The sequence below is a fragment of the Microbispora sp. H10670 genome (genome assembly GCF_014161385.1).
Lineage (GTDB): Bacteria > Actinomycetota > Actinomycetes > Streptosporangiales > Streptosporangiaceae > Microbispora > Microbispora triticiradicis.
In genome coordinates this window covers 23,281-39,903 of sequence record NZ_JABBWW010000034.1, presented here as the reverse complement: position 1 = coordinate 39,903, position 16,623 = coordinate 23,281, and the positions used below count along the sequence as shown (strand labels likewise).

Below are 16,623 nucleotides of genomic sequence, written 5' to 3'. Positions count from 1 at the left end.
CGAAACAGTGATACTTTCGCTTGGGAGCGCTCCCAAGCCGTGTGAACCTTCGGGCCGAGGAGACCGGATGGCCGATCTTCCCACCCTCGCAGAGGTAGCCGCCGCAGCCGGCGTCTCCCCGGCAACAGCTTCCCGGGTCTTGACCGGCTCGGTACGCGTGACCACATCGACCCGCCGGCAGGTCCATGACGCGATGTCGCGTCTGGGCTATGTCCGCCGCCGTGCCCCTCGGGGTTCGGCGGGCAGGCGGGCCGAGCAGATCATTGCCGCGGTCGTCTGCGAGCACAGTCCACGCCTATTCACCGAGCCGTTCTATGCCAGGCTCCTGTCCGCGTGCGAGGAGGTGCTGGCGACCCACGGGGTGCCGATGGTCGTGATGACCGCGACCCCCGCGACCGCCTCCATCGCCGCGCCACCGCTGGTCGCGGGCGCCGTCGACGGCGTGCTCCTCATCGGAGCGCGAGCGCGGCACCCCCTCGCGGTAACGCTGGCGGCGTCTGGCGTCCCGGTGCGCTGTGCCGGGCGGCCGCCAGACGGGATCGACCTCCCGTTCGTCGACATGGACAACCGTGACGGCGGACGGCAGGCGGCCGAGCACCTGCTGCTCAACAACCGCAAGCACATCGCCACGATCGCCGGGCCGCCGACCCTGCCGGCCGCCCGCGACCGGCTGGAGGGCTTCCGGCAGACGCTGCGCGACGCGGGGGTGCTCGACATGCCCGTGGCGTACGGCGACTTCACCCACGCCTCGGGCGCGCACGCCATGCAGTGGCTGCTGCAACGGGCGCCGCACCTCGACGCCGTCTTCGCGGCGTCGGACGTGATGGCGGCCGGGGCCATGCAGACGCTGCGCCGTGCCGGCCGCAAGGTGCCCGACGACGTGGCCGTGATCGGGTACGACGACGCGCCGGTGGCCCGGCACACGTCGCCGACTCTGACCACGGTCCGGCAGCCCGTCGAGGAAATGGCCACGCTCGCCGCACGACTGCTTCTCATGACACTCGGGGACGGGGAGAATCCCAAGGGCAATCCGGTGCTCCCCACGGAACTGGTGGTTCGTGAATCGGCCTGAGCTTCGAGAAGGCGACATCCTGACCCGTCGTTACCTGCTCCAGGAGCGGTTGGCGACGGGCGGGATGTCGGTCATCTGGCGTGCCTTCGACCAGTCACTGCAGCGCATGGTCGCGATCAAGGTGCTGGACGGCTCGCTCGACGACGAAAACCCCGGCCGGGAACTCATGCGCAGGGAGGCCAGGGCCACCGCCCGGCTGATCCATCCCGACGCGATCGAGGTCTACGACTACGGGGAGACGGTCACGAACGGCGGCAGGCTCGCGTCCTTCGTGGTCATGCGGTTGCTGGAGGGCCGGTCGCTGGCCGACCGGATCATGGAGGGTCCCCTGCCCTGGGCCGAGGCGACGCAGATCGCCGCCGGGCTGGCGCAGGTGCTGGCGGCGGCGCACGACCGGGGCATCGTCCACCGTGACGTCACCCCGGAGAACGTGCTGCTCGCCGCCGACGGGCCCAAGCTGCTCGACTTCGGGATCGCCGCGTTCATCGGCGAGGCCGACGACCAGCTGGTGGCCGACTTCGGCACGCCACCCTACGTCGCGCCCGAGCGGCTGAGAGGGACGACCGCCGATCCGGCGGTGGACGTCTACGCGCTCGGCGTGCTGCTGTTCGAGATGCTGACCGGTCACCTGCCGTATCCCGAGAAGACCTGGGAGGCGATCGAGGCGGCGCGGCGGGAGGGCCCGCCGCCGGTCCCCGAAGGGGTGCCCGGCCTGCCGCAGGAGGTCGCCGACCTGTGCCGGCGCTGCCTGTCCGGCGATCCCGTCGACCGGCCGAGCGCACGGGCGGTCGCCGCCGCCCTGGCCTCGGTGCGGAAGCCGCCGGGGCCGCGAGGCGCGGGCTGGGGCGCCGCCGCCGTCGGAGCCGCCGCTCTCGGCGGCATCCTGTGGGTCTCCCAGTCGGGCGGCCAGGGCCTCGGCGCCGCCGCCGTGCTCAACCCGGCGATCGCGCAGCCGGCGCAGGCCACCGCCACGCCGTCGGCCGCGCAGGCTGAACCCGTGACCGAACCCATGACCGAAGCCCGCCATACAGCGGGGCCGGTCGCCCGGCACACCGCGAAGCCGGTGGCCGACCCCGGGCGCCGGCACGGGCCCACTCCCTCCCCCTCCGCGACGAAGACCAGGGTCAAGAGCCGGCACGGCGGCGACTCCGCCCAGCCGCGCGCGACGGTCACCCGCAAACCCGGCGTGACCACGTTGCCCCTGGCCACTCCCGCCCCCTACCTGGCGGTCGAGACCGCGGTCCGCCGCTTCGCGCTTCTCGTGGACGGCGCAGAGGCCACCCATGACATCGACGACGACGTGGCGCTCGACCTCAAGCAGGTGCTGCGCAACGCGGTGGCGGCGGGACAGGGAGTCACCGAGGTGCGGACCAAACTGGAGGTCCGCTACGGCGAGGGACGGCTGCCGCTCCTGCTGAAGCAGGAGCTGCACCACGCGCTGGACGGCGTTGAGGCGGCCCTCGCCCGTTCTACTGGTACCTGATTTGGGAGCGCTCCCAGAACAACTTTCTGTTGCTTTCTGTCAGACCCGATAGTCGGAGCGCGTCCGAAAAACACCCCGGCTCGGACCGAAATAATCGTCTGTTCGTCCGCCGGGCGGGCCCACCGCTTCGCCCGGCCCGGCGACGACAGGGTCTATCACCCTCCCCGATCCGCGTCAAGTCCTTGAATAGCGGTGGCAAAACCGGATACCTCGTTTCCTCATGAGCGGATTCAAGAAGTTCCTGATGCGGGGCAACCTGGTGGAGCTCGCCGTCGCCGTGGTCGTGGGCGCGACGTTCAGCGGGCTGATCCAGGCTCTCGTCAAGGACCTCATCACGCCCCTGATCGCGGCGATAACCGGAGGCAAGGAGCCCGACTTCTCCGGCTACACGTTCACCGTCAACGGCGCGGAGTTCAAGTACGGCGACTTCATCAACAGCCTGTTGTCGTTCCTGATCGTCGCCGCGGTGGTCTACTGGCTGGTCGTCCTGCCGATGACCCGCTTCCTGGCGCTCTTCGAGACCAAGAAGGAGGCCACCGAGAAGCAGTGCCCCGAGTGCCTGTCGGACATCCCCCTCGACGCCCGGCGTTGCGCCTTCTGCACGGTCGAACTGTCCACGGTCGCCGCGGCGGACAAGCCCTCCGCCTGACCTTCACCGCCCTCACCGGCCCTCGATGGACCCTCCATCGGGGGCCGGCGCGTCTCCACGGCAGGAGATCTCTCGATCCTTATCCTCGCTTAACATCTATATGCCTAAAGTACTAGGCACCTAGATAAATGGAGCTATGGTGATCGAGTTCTATTTGGACGGCCGGTCCGGTGTCTCGCCCTACCTGCAGCTGGTCCAGCAGGTACGGCACGCGCTGCGGCTGGGCCTGCTACGCGAAGGCGACCGGCTTCCGACCGTCAAGGACGTCGTGGCGCGGCTGGCGCTCAACCCCAACACCGTGCTCAAGGCGTACCGGGAGCTCGAACACGAGGGCCTGGTGGCCGCACGGCCGGGGATCGGGACGTTCGTCACCAGGACGCTGACCGACGCCTCCCTGGCCGCGCACGGCCGGCTGCGCACGGACCTGCTGCGCTGGCTGGCCGCGGCCCGCCTGGCCGGCCTCGACGACGAGAGCATCGAGGCCCTGTTCATGAGCGCCTTCAGGACCTCCTCCCAGGAGGACATCGCATGATCGGGCGATCGGCCGGTCCGGCCTCGGGAGAGCCGATGACCCCCGTCCTGCGGGCCCGGGGACTCGGCAGGAGGTACGGCAGGCGGTGGGCGCTGAGAGACTGCACCCTCGACATCCCGGGCGGGCACGTCGTCGGCCTGGTGGGCCCCAACGGGGCCGGCAAGACCACGTTGCTGAAGCTGGCGGGCGGCCAGCTCGCGCCGACCGCGGGAAGCATCACCGTGCTCGGCGGCCATCCGGCGGGCGGCGCGGCGCAGCAGGCCAGGATCGGGTTCGTCGCCCAGGACACCCCCGTCTACGCGGGACTGAGCGTCGCCGACCACCTGCGGCTGGGGGCCGGGCTCAACCCCGGCTGGGACGCCGCTCTCGCCCGAGAACGCGTCGAACGGCTCGGCCTCGATCCCGCGCACCGGGCGGGCAGGCTGTCGGGGGGCCAGCGGGCCCAGCTCGCCCTCACCCTGGGCCTGGCCAAGCGGCCCGAACTGCTGATCCTGGACGAGCCGGTCGCCGCGCTGGACCCCCTGGCCCGCCGCGAGTTCCTCCAGGGCCTGATGGAGGCCGTCGCCGAGCACGAGTTCAGCGTGGTGCTGTCCTCACACCTCGTCTCCGACCTGGAACGGACATGTGACTACCTGATCGTGCTGGTCGACTCGCGCGTCCGGCTCGCGGGACAGGTGGACGACCTGCTGGCCACGCACCACCGGCTCACCGGCCCGCGACGCGACCCCGACCGGCTCCCGACCGGCCAGCACGTCGTCTCCGCCAGCCACACCGACCGGCAGAGCACGTTCGTCGTCCGCACCGAGGACCCGATCCACGACCCCGCCTGGACCGTCAGCCGGCTCACCCTGGAAGACCTCGTCCTGGCCTACATGGAGGGGCCGGCTCCCGCCCAGGGCCGCCCGGTTCTGGAGGTGCGGCGATGATCTGGCTGACCTGGCGCCAGTTCCGCGGCGCGGCCGCGACCACGGGCGCCGCACTCGTCGTGCTCGCCGTCGCCCTGGCGCTGACCGGGCCGGAACTGGCCTCCGACTACTCCGCCGGGATCACCGCCTGCGCCCGGGACGGCGGCTGCGGGCAGTTCTTCGACCGGTTCTTCGACGACTACCAGGCCCCCTTCCAGGCCGCCACCGTCATCGTGCTGCTCCTGCCGGCCCTGGCCGGTCTCTTCTGGGGCGCGCCGCTGGTCAGCCGTGAGCTGGAGGCCGGCACCCACCTGCTGGTGTGGAACCAGAGCATCACCCGCACCCGCTGGCTGGCCGTCAAACTCACCGTCGTCGGCGGCGCCGCCGTGGCCGCGGCCGGCCTGTTCAGCCTCGCGGTGACCTGGTGGTCCGCCCCTCTGGACAAGTCCGCCTCCCCGGGCTTCACGCTCATGGACCCCCTGGTGTTCGGCGCGCGCGGCGTCGTCCCCATGGCCTACGCGGCATTCGCGTTCGTTCTCGGCGCGACCGCCGGGCTGGTCGTCAGGCGAACCCTGCCCGCCATGGCCGTCACCCTGGCCGTCTTCGCGGCGATCCAGATCGTCATGCCGTTGACGGTCCGGCCCCATCTCCTCCCTCCGGTCAGCTCCGCCTTCGAGCTCGGCCCGGAGAACGTGGACTCGTTCGGCAAGTCCAGCGACAGGGAGTTTCCCGAGGTGGTCCTCGATTCGGCGATACCGGGCCACACGGGCGCCTGGGTGCTGTCCAGCCGCCTCGTCGATCCGTCCGGGCACGTGGTGGGCGGCGACGGCGTCCCCGTCACCGTCCGCGTGTCCGTGACGTCGGGGCCGTGCGCGCCGTCGCAGCAGGCTCAGGAGGAGGGACGGGGCATGGACGGCTGCATCGCCGAGATCAACCGGCTCGGCTACCGGCAGCGGGCGACCTACCAGCCGTTCGAGCGTTTCTGGGCGTTCCAATGGATCGAGACCGGGGTCTACGCGCTCCTCACCCTCGGCCTCACCGCCTTCTGCTTCCGGTGGCTCCGGAGGCGGCTGTCGTGACCGTCAGGTCCGTGGCGTCCGGGCTCGTCCTCCTGCTCACGGTCGCCTGTACGGCACAGACGCCGCCCCGCGCGGAGCCCGGCCCGACGACCGCCGGTGGATCGGCCGTGTGCGCGCCGCCCCGGGGCGCTCCCGCGCCGGAGACGCCCACCACGATCGACGTGGTCGAGCAGGCGTACTTCTGCATCCTCGCCGACTACTACGGCGGGGCCACACTGGACGCGCGTTCGCTGCTGAGCGCGGGATTCGTCGCGTTCACGCAGGAGCTCAACCGCGGCGGGCGCGACGTGCCCGAGGCCACGATGCCGGCGTTCACCGGTGACCGGAAACGCGACTGGGCCGCGTTCGAGACGGTCTACCGGCGAGTCGTCGACCGCTTGCCGGACGACGCCGGGCTCCGGGAGAAGCTCGCCGCCGCCACGCTGGAGGCCGTCGTGGCCGCCCTGGACGACGACCACGCCCGCTGGAACCACGGCCGCCGGCGTCCGCCGGACTCCTACGACGACGACCAGTACGGCCTGGGCCTGCGGGCCAGCGCCGGTCCCCAGGTGAACGTCAGCCCCGGGACCGCCCTGCCCCCGTTGTTCGTCACCGCCGTCCTGGGCGGACCGGCGAAGGCCGCGGGGCTGCGCCCGGGCGACGTCGTCGAATCGATCGACGGATCGGCGCCCTTCGTCGACGGAACGGTCACCCCTGCCGCCGTCACCGCGCTGTACCCGCAGTACCCGGAAGACCGGCCGGTCCGGCTCCGGTTGCTGCGGCAGAGCAGCGGCCGGCGCTGGACGGTGACGCTCAGGCCGGGCCTTTACCAGCCCGATCCGGCCGCCGTGCAGGTGGTGACGTCGAAGCTCCTGGGGGACGGCGTCGCCTACGTACGGCTGAGCGGCTTCGCGCCCGGCGTCGCGGACCGGTCGCTCAGAGCGATCTCCAGGATGGGCGGCGGCCGCACCCTGACCGGTGTCGCCTTGGACCTGCGCGGCAACGGCGGCGGCAGCCCCGACGAGGTGAACAGGTTGCTCGGCGCGTTCGCCCACGACAAGGTCACCGCGTACCAGTGCGCCGCGGACGGCGGGTGCGAAGCCATGAGGACCGACGACAGCGTCGCGCTGCTCGGCCTTCCGCTGGTCGTGCTCACCGACCGCGGCTGCGCGTCGGCCTGCGAGCACTTCAGCTCCGCCGTCAAGGACCTCCGTCTCGGCCGGCTGGTGGGGACGCGGACCGCGGGCGCCGTCTCCGGCCCGGCGCAGCCGTACCTCCTCGGCGACAACACCCTTCTGGCGTTCCCGTCGAGGCATCACCTGGCCCCCGGCCGCGAGGTGATCGACCGGGTCGGCGTCGCACCCGACTACCACGTGCCGCCGACCCCCGAGGACGCCGCCGCCGGGCGCGACCCCGCTCTGGACAAGGCCCTGGCCCTGCTGCACGGGTGACCCGCCCATCTCCCGCCGTGCCCCGAAAGGACGGATGCTTCATGAGTCATGCCGTCGGATCGGCGCCGGTCCCGCGCGGTGGCCTGCCGGCCGCCTCCGGACTGGTCGCCTTCTCCATGACCGCTTTCTCCCTGGCCGCTTTCTCCCTGACCGGCTGCTCCACGCCCGCCCTCCCCCGGTCCGTCCCGGCCGCCGCGTCCGCCCGTCCGCCCGCCACCGGTGTCCCGGTCATTCCCGCGCCGACCGCCGGCGGGCGGCCCGTCGGGACCACCACCCTGTATCTGAAGGACGCCTCCCGCCCCGACCCGTGGGTGCCGGAGGCGGAGGCCAGGGAGCTCATGGTCACCCTGTGGTACCCGGCGCGGGCGAGCGGGGGCCGGCGGGCCCCGTACATGACCGCGAAGGAGTCGGAGCTCACGCTGAGGGGCAAGAAGGTGACCGGCGTGCCGTACGACCTGCTGAGCAGGACGCGCACCAACGCCTACCAGGACGCGGAACCGGCGGGGCGCAGGGCGGGCCTGCCCCTGGTCGTGCTCTCCCCGGGCTTCACCATGCCCCGCGGCACGCTCACGGCGCTCGCCGAGGAGCTGGCCGCCGGTGGGTACGTGGTGGCCGGCGTCGACCATGCCTACGAGAACTACGCGACGACCTTCCCGGACGGGCGGGTCGCCGAGTGCGTCGCCTGCGACAGCGACGGCGACCCCGGTTTCGGCACGAAAGTGGTCGGGGTCAGAGCGGCCGACGTGTCCTTCGTGCTCGACCGGCTCACCGGGCGGGGCGCCAGGTGGGAGGGCTCCGCGCTGATCGACGCGTCCAGGATCGCGATGGTCGGCCACTCCATCGGCGGGGCGAGCGCCGTGGCGGCCATGCTGAAGGACCCCCGGATACGCGGCGGGATCGACATGGACGGCACCACGTACGCCCGGATCCCGAAGCGCGGCCTGTCGCGGCCGTTCATGTTCATGGGGTCGGCGGGCCACGCGCCCGGAGGCCGCGACAACTCCTGGGACCGCGACTGGAGACTCCTGACCGGATGGAAGCGCTGGGTCGTGCTCCCCGGCGCGGATCACCAGTCCTTCACCGACGTTCCGCTCCTGGCGGGCGCTCTCGGCCTCGGCGTCCCGGGGACAGTGTCCGCGGCCCGCGGCGCCGAGATCACCCGCGCGTACGTCCGCGCCTTCCTCGACCTGCACCTGCGCGGCGAGCCGCGGCCTCTCCTGGACAAGCCCTCGTCCCGCTACCCCGAGGCCGAGCTGTGCGCCCCGGAACGCAAGACCTGCGAATAGGCGGATGTGGCCCGGGTTCCGTCCCCAGCCGGAACCGCTCTCTCAAAGGGCCTCCTCCGTGATCCAGACGGCGGTGTCGCGGGGAAGCAGGTCGCCACCGAGAGTGCTGCCGTGCCGGCTCACGAGAGGGCCGCTGGCCAGCACCACCGAGCCCCGGACCGGGAACGGCACCGGCTCCGCGCCGAAGTTCACCACGCAGACCAGGCCGGAGTCGCGACGGAAGGCGATCACGTCGTTCCCGGCCGGCAGCCAGGTCATCGTGCCGTCCCCGAGCAGCTCACGCCGCAGGTGCAGGGCGGAGCGGTACAGGCACAGCATGGAGCCGGGGTCGCGCTGCTGGGCCTCGACGGTGAGGTCGCGCCATCCGGCCGGCTGGGGCAGCCACGGCTCGCCCGTGCCGTATCCGAACGGAGGTTCGGTGCCCGACCACGGCAGCGGGACGCGGCATCCGTCGCGTCCCGGGTCGGTGTGACCCGACCGGGCCCAGATCGGGTCCTCGCGCAGGTCGTCCGGAATATCCTCGACCTCCCACAGGCCGAGCTCCTCCCCCTGGTAGACGTAGACGCTGCCCGGCAGGGCCATGGCCAGCAGGGCCGCCGCCCGCGCCCGCCGCCTGCCCAGCTCCGGGTCGGAGGGCGTGCCGTGCTTGCGGTCGGCGTGGTCGAACGAGGTGTCCCGCCTGCCGTACCGCGTGACCGGGCGGGTCACGTCGTGGTTGGAGAGCACCCACGTCGCGGGAGCGCCGATCGGCACGTGCGTGGCCAGCGTCAGGTCGATGCTGCGGCGCAGGGCGGCCGGCTCCCAGGGGCACGAGAGGAAGTCGAAGTTGAACGCCGTGTGCATCTCGTCCGGGCGCAGGTAGAGGGCGAAACGCTCCTGGTCGGGCAGCCACACCTCCCCGATCAGGACCCGGCCGCCGTACGCGTCGCTGAGCCGCCGCCACTCGCGGTAGATCTCGTGGACGTCGTCGTGGTCGGTGTACGACTCCTCCACGCTGTCGAGGTCCTTGACCAGGACGGCCGCCGAGTCGATGCGGACGCCGTCCACGCCCCGGTCGAACCAGAAGCGCAGCACGTCGAGGAACTCCTGACGCACGTCCGGGTTGTTCCAGTTGAAGTCGGGCTGCTCGGGGGCGAACAGGTGGAGATACCACTCGCCGTCCGGCACCCGGGTCCAGGCCGGGCCGCCGAAGATCGACTGCCAGCCGTTCGGCGGGCCGTCGCCGACGCCGGGACGGAACCAGAACCGCTCCCGGGCCGCCGAACCGGGACCGGCCGCCAGGGCCTCCCGGAACCAGGCGTGCCGGTCGGAGGCGTGGTTGGGGACGACGTCCACGATCGTGCGGATGCCCAGGTCGTGGGCTTCCGCGATGAGCTTCTCCGCCTCGGCGAGGGTGCCGAAGACCGGCTCGATGGCCCTGTAGTCGGCGACGTCGTAGCCGCCGTCGGCCATCGGCGAGGGATACCACGGATTCAGCCAGACGGCGTCGACGCCGAGGTCGGCGAGGTAGGGCAGGCGTGACCGCAGCCCCGCCAGGTCGCCGGTGCCGTCGCCGTTCCCGTCGGCGAAGCTGCGCAGGTAGACCTGGTAGATCGCGGCCCCGCGCCACCATTCGGGGGTCGAGGTGTTACCGGGCATGCTGGATACAACTCCTTGTGGATGACGGCGATAGGAGGCCTGCTCAGCCCTTGAGGCCGCCGGCGGTGAGACCGGCCATGATGTGCCGCTGGAACAGGAAGAAGACGACGATGGTGGGCAGGCTCGCGATCACCAGGGAGGCCGTGAGCGCGTTCTGCGGCATGGTCTGCGACAGCGAGTTGATCGCCACGCTGATCGTCGTCTTCTCGGTGTCGGGCAGCGCCAGGAGCGGCCAGACGAAGTCCCGCCAGACGTTGACCACCGTGAAGATCGACACCACGCCGAGGATCGGCCGGGAGATCGGCAGGACGATCGACCAGAGGATCCGCGCCGGGGAGGCGCCGTCCATCTCCGCGGCCTCCAGAAGCTCACGGGGGATCGAGTCGAAGAACCGTTTGAGCAGGAAGACGTTGAATCCGTTAGCGGCGGCCGGCAGCCAGATCGCCCACGGCGTGTTCAGCAGGTTGACGTGCAGGATCGGCAGGTCGAGCACGGTGACGTAGGTCGGCAGCAGCAGCACCATCGGAGGGATCATGAGCGTGGCCAGCATGCCGCCGAGGATCACCCGGCCGAGCACGGGCCGCAGCTTCGACAGCGCGTAGGCCGCGGTGACGTCCACCGCCATCGTGAAGATCCAGGCTCCCGCGGCGTACAGGACCGTGTTCCCGAGCAGCCTGCCGAGGTCGAGAAGCTCCCACGCCTCCCGGTACGCGTCCCAGTTGAGGCCGTCCGCCGGGAAGAGCGTCGGCGGGATCTGGTCGAGCTCCTGCGGCGACTTCAGCGCGCCGGTGATCATCCAGTACAACGGGAAGACGAACACCAGCGTGAACGTGACCAGCGTCGCGGCCAGGACGGTCCAGTAGAGCACCCGGCCGCGCCCCCTGCTCAGCCGGTGCGGGGAGACGAGTGTGCGGACCTGGGGGGTGGCGTCGGGCATCAGGGACGGTCCTCCCGGGCGACGCGCAGGTAGACGACCGAGAACACCATCAAGACGATCATCAGCATCAGCCCGAGCGCGCCGCCCCCGCCGAAGTTCCCGAAGTTGAAGGCGTACTGGTACATCAGGTAGGCGACGGTCACGGTGGCGTTCTCCGGGCCGCCCCCGGTGAGCATGAACGGCTCGATGAACACCTGCATGGTCGCGATGACCTGCAACAGCAGCATGACGAGCAGGATGAGCCGGGTCTGCGGGATCGTGACGTGCCACAGGCGCCGGAGGATCCCCGCGCCGTCGAGCTCGGCCGCCTCGTACAGCTCGCCGGGGATCGTCTGCAGCGCGGCGAGGTAGATCAGCGTGCCGCTGCCGAGGTTCATCCAGGTCGACACGATGACCAGGGACACCAGGGCCGTGCCGGACGAGTCGAGCCAGCTCAGCGGCGGGACGCCGAAGAACCCGAGGATCTGGTTGAACAGTCCGGCGCCGGGATCGTAGAACCACTTGAACAGTAAGACCGACACGGCCGGCGGCAGCATGACCGGCAGGTAGACCACGAACCGCAGGTACGCGCGGGCGTGCCGGAGCTCGTTGAGCACGATCGCGGACGCGAACGGCACGAGGTAGCCGATCACCAGCGCGAGCAGGGTGAACACGGCGGTGTTGCGCCAGGCCGGCCAGAACGCCGAATCGGCGAAGACGGCCCTGAAGTTGTCGAACCCCACCCAGATCGGGTCGCTGACGAAGTTGTTCTTCTGGAAGCTGAGGAAGACCTCCCGGATCATGGGATACCAGGAGAAGAACGCGAAGCAGATCAACGCTCCGCACAGGAAGCCGTACGCGGTCAGATTTCGCTGTACGTCACGCTTCGTGGCGACGTTCATGTGGTGTCTCTTTCGGGTCTCTCCCGGTCGGGGGGTGGACGTGGGAGACGGGGGTGCCGGTGGGGTCCCGGCACCCCGGACGGTCAGCCCGCCCTGGCGAGCAGGTCGTTCACCTTCTTCTCCGCGTCCGCGAGGAGCTCGTCGACGTTCGCGTCCTGCCGGGTGAGCACCGCCGACATGGGCGTGTCGAGGATCTGGTAGATCTGCTGGGTCATCGGGGGCTCCAGCTTGAGCGGGATGGCCCCCGATCCTTCCGCGTACGCGCCGTAGTTCGCCAGCGGCAGCGTGGCGTACCGCTTACGCAGGTCGAGCAGCGTGCGTCCCGAGGGGCTGTCTCCCCAGGGGTTGTTGTCGGGGAGGCCGACGGCCCGGCCCCTGGCCTTCTGCCGCTCGTAGTCGAACTGGCCCCGGCCCGGCGCCAGCATGTAGTAGTCAAGCCACGCGATGCCGGCTCTGATCTGCTCGGGCGTGTCCTTGACGTTGAACATGTAGCCGTCACCGCCGCCCAGGGTCGCCTTGGCCTCGGGGAACGCCGCGAGGCCGAAGTCCTCGTACTTGGCGTGCCGGTTGTCGTGCAACTCGGTGATGACGTCGGGGGCGCCGAGGATCATGCCCATCTTGCCGGCGCCCATCAGGCGCATGAGGTCGTCCCACTGGTAGAGCTGCTTGGTGCCCATACTGTCGTCGGTCCAGCGCATGTCCTTGAGGTTCTGCAGGACCGCCCTGCCCTCCGGGGTGTTGAACGCGGCCCGCCTGCCGTCGGGACTCACCACGTCGCCGCCGCGGCCGTAGATCTCCTGGGTGAAGTGCCAGCCGCCGGTGTTGCCCGCGCTGTACTCGCCGTACCCGACGTAGCCGGGCCCGAGCGCGGCGATCTTCCTGGCCGCCTCGCGGATCTCGGCCCAGGTCGTCGGCGGGTTGTCCGGGTCGAGGCCCGCCCGGGTGAACAGCGTGCGGTTGTAGACGAGCCCGACCTTGTACGTCGTCCTGGGCAGGCCGTAGATCCGGCCGTTCACCGTGAAGGCCCGCATGACGCTGGGGTCGATGTCCTTGAACGTCTTGACGTCCTTGACGTAGTCGGTGATGTCGGCGGCCTGACCCGCCTTGATCGCCGGCTGCACGTCGCCGACGTACCCGTAGAAGACGTCCTCCATCTGGCCACCCGCGAGCTTGGCGTCGTACGTCTTCACGTCGTGGCAGGGGAAGCCGTCCTTGCTGTCGATCGTGATGCCGGGGTGCAGCTTCTGGAACGCCGCGACGTCCTCGTTCCACTCGTCCCGCTGCACGGGGTTGGTCTTCGGCGGCTGACAGCCCACCGAGATCGTCACCTTCGCTCCGCCGGGCGCCCCGCCGGCCTTGTCACCACTGTCGCCGTCGCCGGAGCCGCACGCGGCGGCCGCCGCCAGGGCGAGTCCCGAGACCAGCAGTGTCGAGAGCTTCTGGGATTTCATCCTCGTTCCCTTCTGGAACCGCGCGCCACGACCCGTCGGAGCACACGGCTCGGGGCCGACTGGAGCGCCCCGATCCGCTCGGTTGCGAGAAACATACAGAGACGTGCAGAACTGAGCAATAGTCAGTAATTAACACTGCAAAAAAGTGACATTGATCCCTAGAGTGGTCGTACGGGCGCCGTGGAGGCCCGCACGACCAGCTCGGGCTCGAACAGCAGCTCGTCGCCCGGCACCACGGCCGCGTCGATCTGGGCCACCAGCAGCTCGACGGCGGCCCGGCCCATCGCGTCGATGGGCTGGCGGACGGTGGTCAGTGGCGGGTCCACGCAGCTCATCAGCGCCGAGTCGTCGTATCCGATGACGGAGACGTCACCGGGCACCGACAGACCGGCCCGGCGGGCCGCCCTGATCGCGCCGAGGGCGAGCACGTCGCTGGCGCAGACGATCCCGGTCACGCCGCGGGCGACCATACGCGCCGCCGCGGCGTGCCCGCCTTCCAGCGAGAACATCGTGTGCTCGACGTGGTCCGCGTCGAGTTCGAGGCCGGCCTCGGCGGCATGCGCCCGGAACGCGGCCAGCTTGCGCCGGGACGGCACGTGGTCGGGCGGGCCGAGGAGCATGGCGACCCGCCGGTGGCCGAGCGCCGTGAGATGGGCCAGCGCGATCCGCGCCGCGGCGACGTCGTCGCACGAGACCTGGGGGAACCCGAGGTGGTCGACCGCCGCGTTGACGAGCACGGCGGGCAGCTTCCGTTCCAGCACTCTGCGGTAGTGGCGGTGCGAGGCGTCCGCCTGCGCGTACGAGCCTCCCGCGAAGACCATTCCGGACACGTGCTGCTGGAGGAGGAGGTCGACGTAGTCGGCCTCGGAGACGCCGCCGACGGTTCTGGTGCACAGCACCGAGGTGAACCCCTGCTGGGCCAGCGCACCCCCGACGACCTCGGCGAACGCCGGGAAGATGGGATTCTGCAGCTCGGGCAGGACCAGGCCGACCAACCGGCCGCGCTCCCCGCGCAACTGCGTCGGCCGCTCGTATCCCAGCACGTCGAGCGCCGTCAGCACCGCCTCCCGGGTGGCCTCCGACACCCCGGCCTTGCCGTTCAGGACGCGACTCACGGTCGCCTCGCTCACGCCCACCTTCTTGGCAACTTCCGCAAGCCGTCGTGTCATGAACGCAACTGTACGACAATGTACGCAAGATTTTGCGGGCGGCTTGCCCTCAGGCGACGGGCACGCCGGCCCGTCCGGTGGAGGAGCGGACGACCAGCTCCGGCTCGAACAGCAGCTCTCCGGTCGCGACGGCGGTGCCCTCGATCTGGCTCACCAGCAGCTCCACCGCCGCCCGGCCCATCGCCTCGATCGGCTGACGCACCGTCGTCAGCGGCGGGTCGACGCAGGTCATCAGGGCGGAGTCGTCGTATCCGACGACGGACACGTCCTCCGGCACGCGCCTGCCCGAGCGCCGGGCGGCGCGGATCGCGCCGAGAGCCAGCGGGTCGCTGCCGCAGACGATGCCGGTGACCTCCTGCCGCACCAGCTTCAGGGCCGCCGCGTGGCCGCCCTCCAGTGAGTGCATCGTGTGCTCGACCAACTCGCCGCCCAGGGCGCGGTACGCCTCCAGCTTGCGCGCGGACGGCATGTGGTCGGCGGGGCCGACGATCAGGCCGATGCGGCGGTGGCCGAGGGCGCGCAGGTGACCGAGCGCCTGCTCCACCGCGATCGCGTCGTCGCAGGAGACGCGGGGGAAGTCCCAGTGCTCGGCGGCGGCGTTGACCAGCACGGTGGGCAGCCGGCGTTCGACGAGCCGCAGGTAGTGCTCGTGGACGACGCCGGTCTGCGTGTAGAGGCCTCCGGCGAACACGACCCCCGACACGTGCTGTTGCAGCAGCAGGTCGACGTAGTCGGCCTCGGAGATCCCGCCGACGGTTCTGGTGCACAGCACCGGGGTGAACCCCTGCTGGGCCAGCGCACCCCCGACGACCTCGGCGAACGCCGGGAAGATGGGGTTCTGCAGCTCGGGCAGGACCAGGCCGACCAACCGGCCGCGCTCCCCGCGCAACTGCGTCGGCCGCTCGTATCCCAGCACGTCGAGCGCCGTCAGCACCGCCTCCCGGGTGGCCTCCGACACCCCGGCCTTGCCGTTCAGGACGCGACTCACCGTGGCCTCGCTGACCCCGACCTTCTTCGCAACCTCCGCAAGCCGCCGCGTCATGGCGGCAAGCATACGACGCGCACCTGCGCTGCAAGCGGCTTGAAAGCGGAGCGAAAGGGGGCGTCCGTAGTGTCCGGGGCGTTGCAGATCACTCAGGAAGGCGTCATGAACATCCTCAGGAACAGCCTCGCCGTCGTCGCGGCGTCCGCCCTTCTCAGCCTGACCGCCGCTTGCGGCGGCGGCCAGACGGCCGTCTGCGAGGAGGCGACCAAGGCGTTCACCGACTACAGCACCAAGGCCGCCGCCGCGGCCGGCGACATCAAGGGCCTCAACACCGCGACCGGCGACCTGGCCGCCCAGCTCAAGGACCTGTCCGGCAAGGCCGACGGCGACCTGAAGGTGGCGCTCGCCGGCATGGCCGACTCGTGGGGCTCTTTCAAGATCGACCTGTCGGACCCGGCGGCCGCGGCCAAGCTGAGCGAGTTCGGTAAGAAGGCCACCCAGGCGACCCAGGAACTCGCGAGCGCCTGCTCCTGAACCCGGCTCACGGGTCACCCACGAACTCCCGGCCGGTCCCGGCGATCCGGGCGAGGCACGCGCGGTGTGGCGCACCACCGCCGCCCTCCCCGTCGCCGCGGGCCGGCCGGGCCTCATCCGTCAGTATTCGAGTCCCCAGTCGTGCGCGCCGAGGAGGTAGGCGTCCCCCTTGGGGACCAGCCTGCCGCCCTCGACCAGGGTGTCGAGGCACCGCCGTACGTCGTCCTCGCCGAGCGCGGTCATCTCGGCGACCTCCGAGACGGTCGCGGAACGCTCGTCCACGTTCAGCGCGGCGACGGCCTCGTAGACCGTCAGCTCGGTCCCCGACATCTCCTGGGCGTCGCCCAGGCTCTCCTCGTCCTCACGCACTGCGCTGCCTCGCCCCCTCCCGCAGCCGCTCCGGATCGACCTGCCGGTCCGGGTAGCGTTCGAGGTACTCACCCTCCAGCTCCTGCGTCCGGGAGGTGTGGCGCTCCAGTGCGTCGTCCGACCCGTGGAAGAACGTCTCGCTGCGGGTCTCGTGCAGATGGCGCAGTTCGCGGAGCAGATCCTCGTCGCCCAGGTCCCGGGGGTCGACACCCATCGTCATCAC

General features: G+C 71.0%; 17 protein-coding genes. 9 read left to right on the top strand and 8 right to left on the bottom strand.

Annotation, left to right across the window (positions count from 1 at the left end):
* The first annotated feature begins 67 nt into the window (after positions 1–67).
* The 8 genes from HHX33_RS31095 (at position 68) to HHX33_RS31060 (ending at position 8,436) form a co-directional block, all read left to right on the top strand.
* The gene (locus HHX33_RS31095; protein WP_117409964.1) at positions 68–1,072 is read left to right on the top strand and encodes a LacI family DNA-binding transcriptional regulator; all 1,005 of its coding nucleotides are present in this window, start codon (positions 68–70) and stop codon (positions 1,070–1,072) included.
* On the top strand, positions 1,059–2,555 hold the full coding sequence (locus HHX33_RS31090; protein WP_138462233.1) for a serine/threonine-protein kinase: 1,497 nt from the start codon (positions 1,059–1,061) through the stop codon (positions 2,553–2,555). The genes HHX33_RS31095 and HHX33_RS31090 overlap by 14 nt, the downstream gene beginning before the upstream one ends.
* 220 nt (positions 2,556–2,775) lie before the next feature.
* Positions 2,776–3,204 carry a large conductance mechanosensitive channel protein MscL gene (mscL, locus tag HHX33_RS31085; protein WP_182877703.1) on the top strand — a complete coding sequence of 143 codons (429 nt, stop codon included), beginning with the start codon at positions 2,776–2,778 and terminating at the stop codon, positions 3,202–3,204.
* Positions 3,205–3,340: 136 nt separating this feature from the next.
* Positions 3,341–3,736 carry a GntR family transcriptional regulator gene (locus HHX33_RS31080; protein ID WP_182877702.1) on the top strand — a complete coding sequence of 132 codons (396 nt, stop codon included), beginning with the start codon at positions 3,341–3,343 and terminating at the stop codon, positions 3,734–3,736.
* 35 nt (positions 3,737–3,771) lie between these two features.
* On the top strand, positions 3,772–4,662 hold the full coding sequence (locus HHX33_RS31075; protein ID WP_182877721.1) for an ABC transporter ATP-binding protein: 891 nt from the start codon (positions 3,772–3,774) through the stop codon (positions 4,660–4,662).
* Positions 4,659–5,720 carry an ABC transporter permease gene (locus HHX33_RS31070; protein WP_182877701.1) on the top strand — a complete coding sequence of 354 codons (1,062 nt, stop codon included), beginning with the start codon at positions 4,659–4,661 and terminating at the stop codon, positions 5,718–5,720. The genes HHX33_RS31075 and HHX33_RS31070 overlap by 4 nt, the downstream gene beginning before the upstream one ends.
* Positions 5,717–7,150: a S41 family peptidase gene (locus HHX33_RS31065; RefSeq protein ID WP_310741604.1), complete on the top strand. Its 1,434-nt coding sequence runs from the start codon at positions 5,717–5,719 to the stop codon at positions 7,148–7,150. The genes HHX33_RS31070 and HHX33_RS31065 overlap by 4 nt, the downstream gene beginning before the upstream one ends.
* 41 nt (positions 7,151–7,191) lie before the next feature.
* Entirely contained in the window at positions 7,192–8,436 is a 1,245-nt protein-coding gene (locus HHX33_RS31060) for an alpha/beta hydrolase family protein (RefSeq protein ID WP_182877699.1), read from the top strand.
* Positions 8,437–8,478: 42 nt separating this feature from the next.
* On the opposite strand, the gene HHX33_RS31055 is transcribed toward HHX33_RS31060, so the two are convergent.
* The 6 genes from HHX33_RS31055 to HHX33_RS31030 form a co-directional block, all read right to left on the bottom strand.
* On the bottom strand, positions 8,479–10,074 hold the full coding sequence (locus HHX33_RS31055; protein WP_182877698.1) for a glycoside hydrolase family 13 protein: 1,596 nt from the start codon (positions 10,072–10,074) through the stop codon (positions 8,479–8,481).
* A 43-nt stretch (positions 10,075–10,117) separates the two neighbouring features.
* On the bottom strand, positions 10,118–11,011 hold the full coding sequence (locus HHX33_RS31050) for a carbohydrate ABC transporter permease (RefSeq protein WP_182877697.1): 894 nt from the start codon (positions 11,009–11,011) through the stop codon (positions 10,118–10,120).
* The gene (locus tag HHX33_RS31045; RefSeq protein ID WP_182877696.1) at positions 11,011–11,892 is read right to left on the bottom strand and encodes a carbohydrate ABC transporter permease; all 882 of its coding nucleotides are present in this window, start codon (positions 11,890–11,892) and stop codon (positions 11,011–11,013) included. The genes HHX33_RS31050 and HHX33_RS31045 overlap by 1 nt, the downstream gene beginning before the upstream one ends.
* An 83-nt stretch (positions 11,893–11,975) precedes the next feature.
* A complete protein-coding gene (locus HHX33_RS31040; RefSeq protein ID WP_182877695.1) occupies positions 11,976–13,343 on the bottom strand; it encodes an ABC transporter substrate-binding protein in 1,368 nt (455 codons plus the stop codon).
* 158 nt (positions 13,344–13,501) lie between these two features.
* Entirely contained in the window at positions 13,502–14,512 is a 1,011-nt protein-coding gene (locus HHX33_RS31035; RefSeq protein WP_182877694.1) for a LacI family DNA-binding transcriptional regulator, read from the bottom strand.
* A 49-nt stretch (positions 14,513–14,561) separates the two neighbouring features.
* Entirely contained in the window at positions 14,562–15,554 is a 993-nt protein-coding gene (locus HHX33_RS31030; RefSeq protein WP_182877693.1) for a LacI family DNA-binding transcriptional regulator, read from the bottom strand.
* Positions 15,555–15,659: 105 nt separating this feature from the next.
* Here HHX33_RS31030 and HHX33_RS31025 point away from each other — a divergent pair, with 105 nt between their 5' ends.
* Positions 15,660–16,031 carry a hypothetical protein gene (locus HHX33_RS31025; RefSeq protein ID WP_182877692.1) on the top strand — a complete coding sequence of 124 codons (372 nt, stop codon included), beginning with the start codon at positions 15,660–15,662 and terminating at the stop codon, positions 16,029–16,031.
* Between the two features lie 120 nt (positions 16,032–16,151).
* Here HHX33_RS31025 and HHX33_RS31020 read toward each other — a convergent pair whose 3' ends face one another.
* Positions 16,152–16,400: a hypothetical protein gene (locus tag HHX33_RS31020; protein WP_182877691.1), complete on the bottom strand. Its 249-nt coding sequence runs from the start codon at positions 16,398–16,400 to the stop codon at positions 16,152–16,154.
* Positions 16,393–16,620: a DUF6158 family protein gene (locus HHX33_RS31015; protein WP_117408774.1), complete on the bottom strand. Its 228-nt coding sequence runs from the start codon at positions 16,618–16,620 to the stop codon at positions 16,393–16,395. Before HHX33_RS31015 ends, HHX33_RS31020 begins: the two co-directional genes overlap by 8 nt.
* Positions 16,621–16,623: the final 3 nt, after the last annotated feature.

Excerpts from the sequence above, each read along its gene's own strand:
- HHX33_RS31055 (WP_182877698.1), bottom strand. The coding sequence starts at position 10,074 with ATGCCCGGTAACACCTCGACCCCCGAATGGTGGCGCGGGGCCGCGATC.
- HHX33_RS31060 (WP_182877699.1), top strand. The coding sequence starts at position 7,192 with ATGAGTCATGCCGTCGGATCGGCGCCGGTCCCGCGCGGTGGCCTGCCG.
- HHX33_RS31035 (WP_182877694.1), bottom strand. The coding sequence starts at position 14,512 with ATGACACGACGGCTTGCGGAAGTTGCCAAGAAGGTGGGCGTGAGCGAG.
- HHX33_RS31030 (WP_182877693.1), bottom strand. The coding sequence starts at position 15,554 with ATGACGCGGCGGCTTGCGGAGGTTGCGAAGAAGGTCGGGGTCAGCGAG.
- HHX33_RS31025 (WP_182877692.1), top strand. The coding sequence starts at position 15,660 with ATGAACATCCTCAGGAACAGCCTCGCCGTCGTCGCGGCGTCCGCCCTT.
- HHX33_RS31070 (WP_182877701.1), top strand. The coding sequence starts at position 4,659 with ATGATCTGGCTGACCTGGCGCCAGTTCCGCGGCGCGGCCGCGACCACG.
- HHX33_RS31095 (WP_117409964.1), top strand. The coding sequence starts at position 68 with ATGGCCGATCTTCCCACCCTCGCAGAGGTAGCCGCCGCAGCCGGCGTC.
- HHX33_RS31050 (WP_182877697.1), bottom strand. The coding sequence starts at position 11,011 with ATGCCCGACGCCACCCCCCAGGTCCGCACACTCGTCTCCCCGCACCGG.
- HHX33_RS31045 (WP_182877696.1), bottom strand. The coding sequence starts at position 11,892 with ATGAACGTCGCCACGAAGCGTGACGTACAGCGAAATCTGACCGCGTAC.
- HHX33_RS31040 (WP_182877695.1), bottom strand. The coding sequence starts at position 13,343 with ATGAAATCCCAGAAGCTCTCGACACTGCTGGTCTCGGGACTCGCCCTG.
- HHX33_RS31015 (WP_117408774.1), bottom strand. The coding sequence starts at position 16,620 with ATGACGATGGGTGTCGACCCCCGGGACCTGGGCGACGAGGATCTGCTC.
- HHX33_RS31080 (WP_182877702.1), top strand. The coding sequence starts at position 3,341 with ATGGTGATCGAGTTCTATTTGGACGGCCGGTCCGGTGTCTCGCCCTAC.
- HHX33_RS31075 (WP_182877721.1), top strand. The coding sequence starts at position 3,772 with ATGACCCCCGTCCTGCGGGCCCGGGGACTCGGCAGGAGGTACGGCAGG.
- mscL (WP_182877703.1), top strand. The coding sequence starts at position 2,776 with ATGAGCGGATTCAAGAAGTTCCTGATGCGGGGCAACCTGGTGGAGCTC.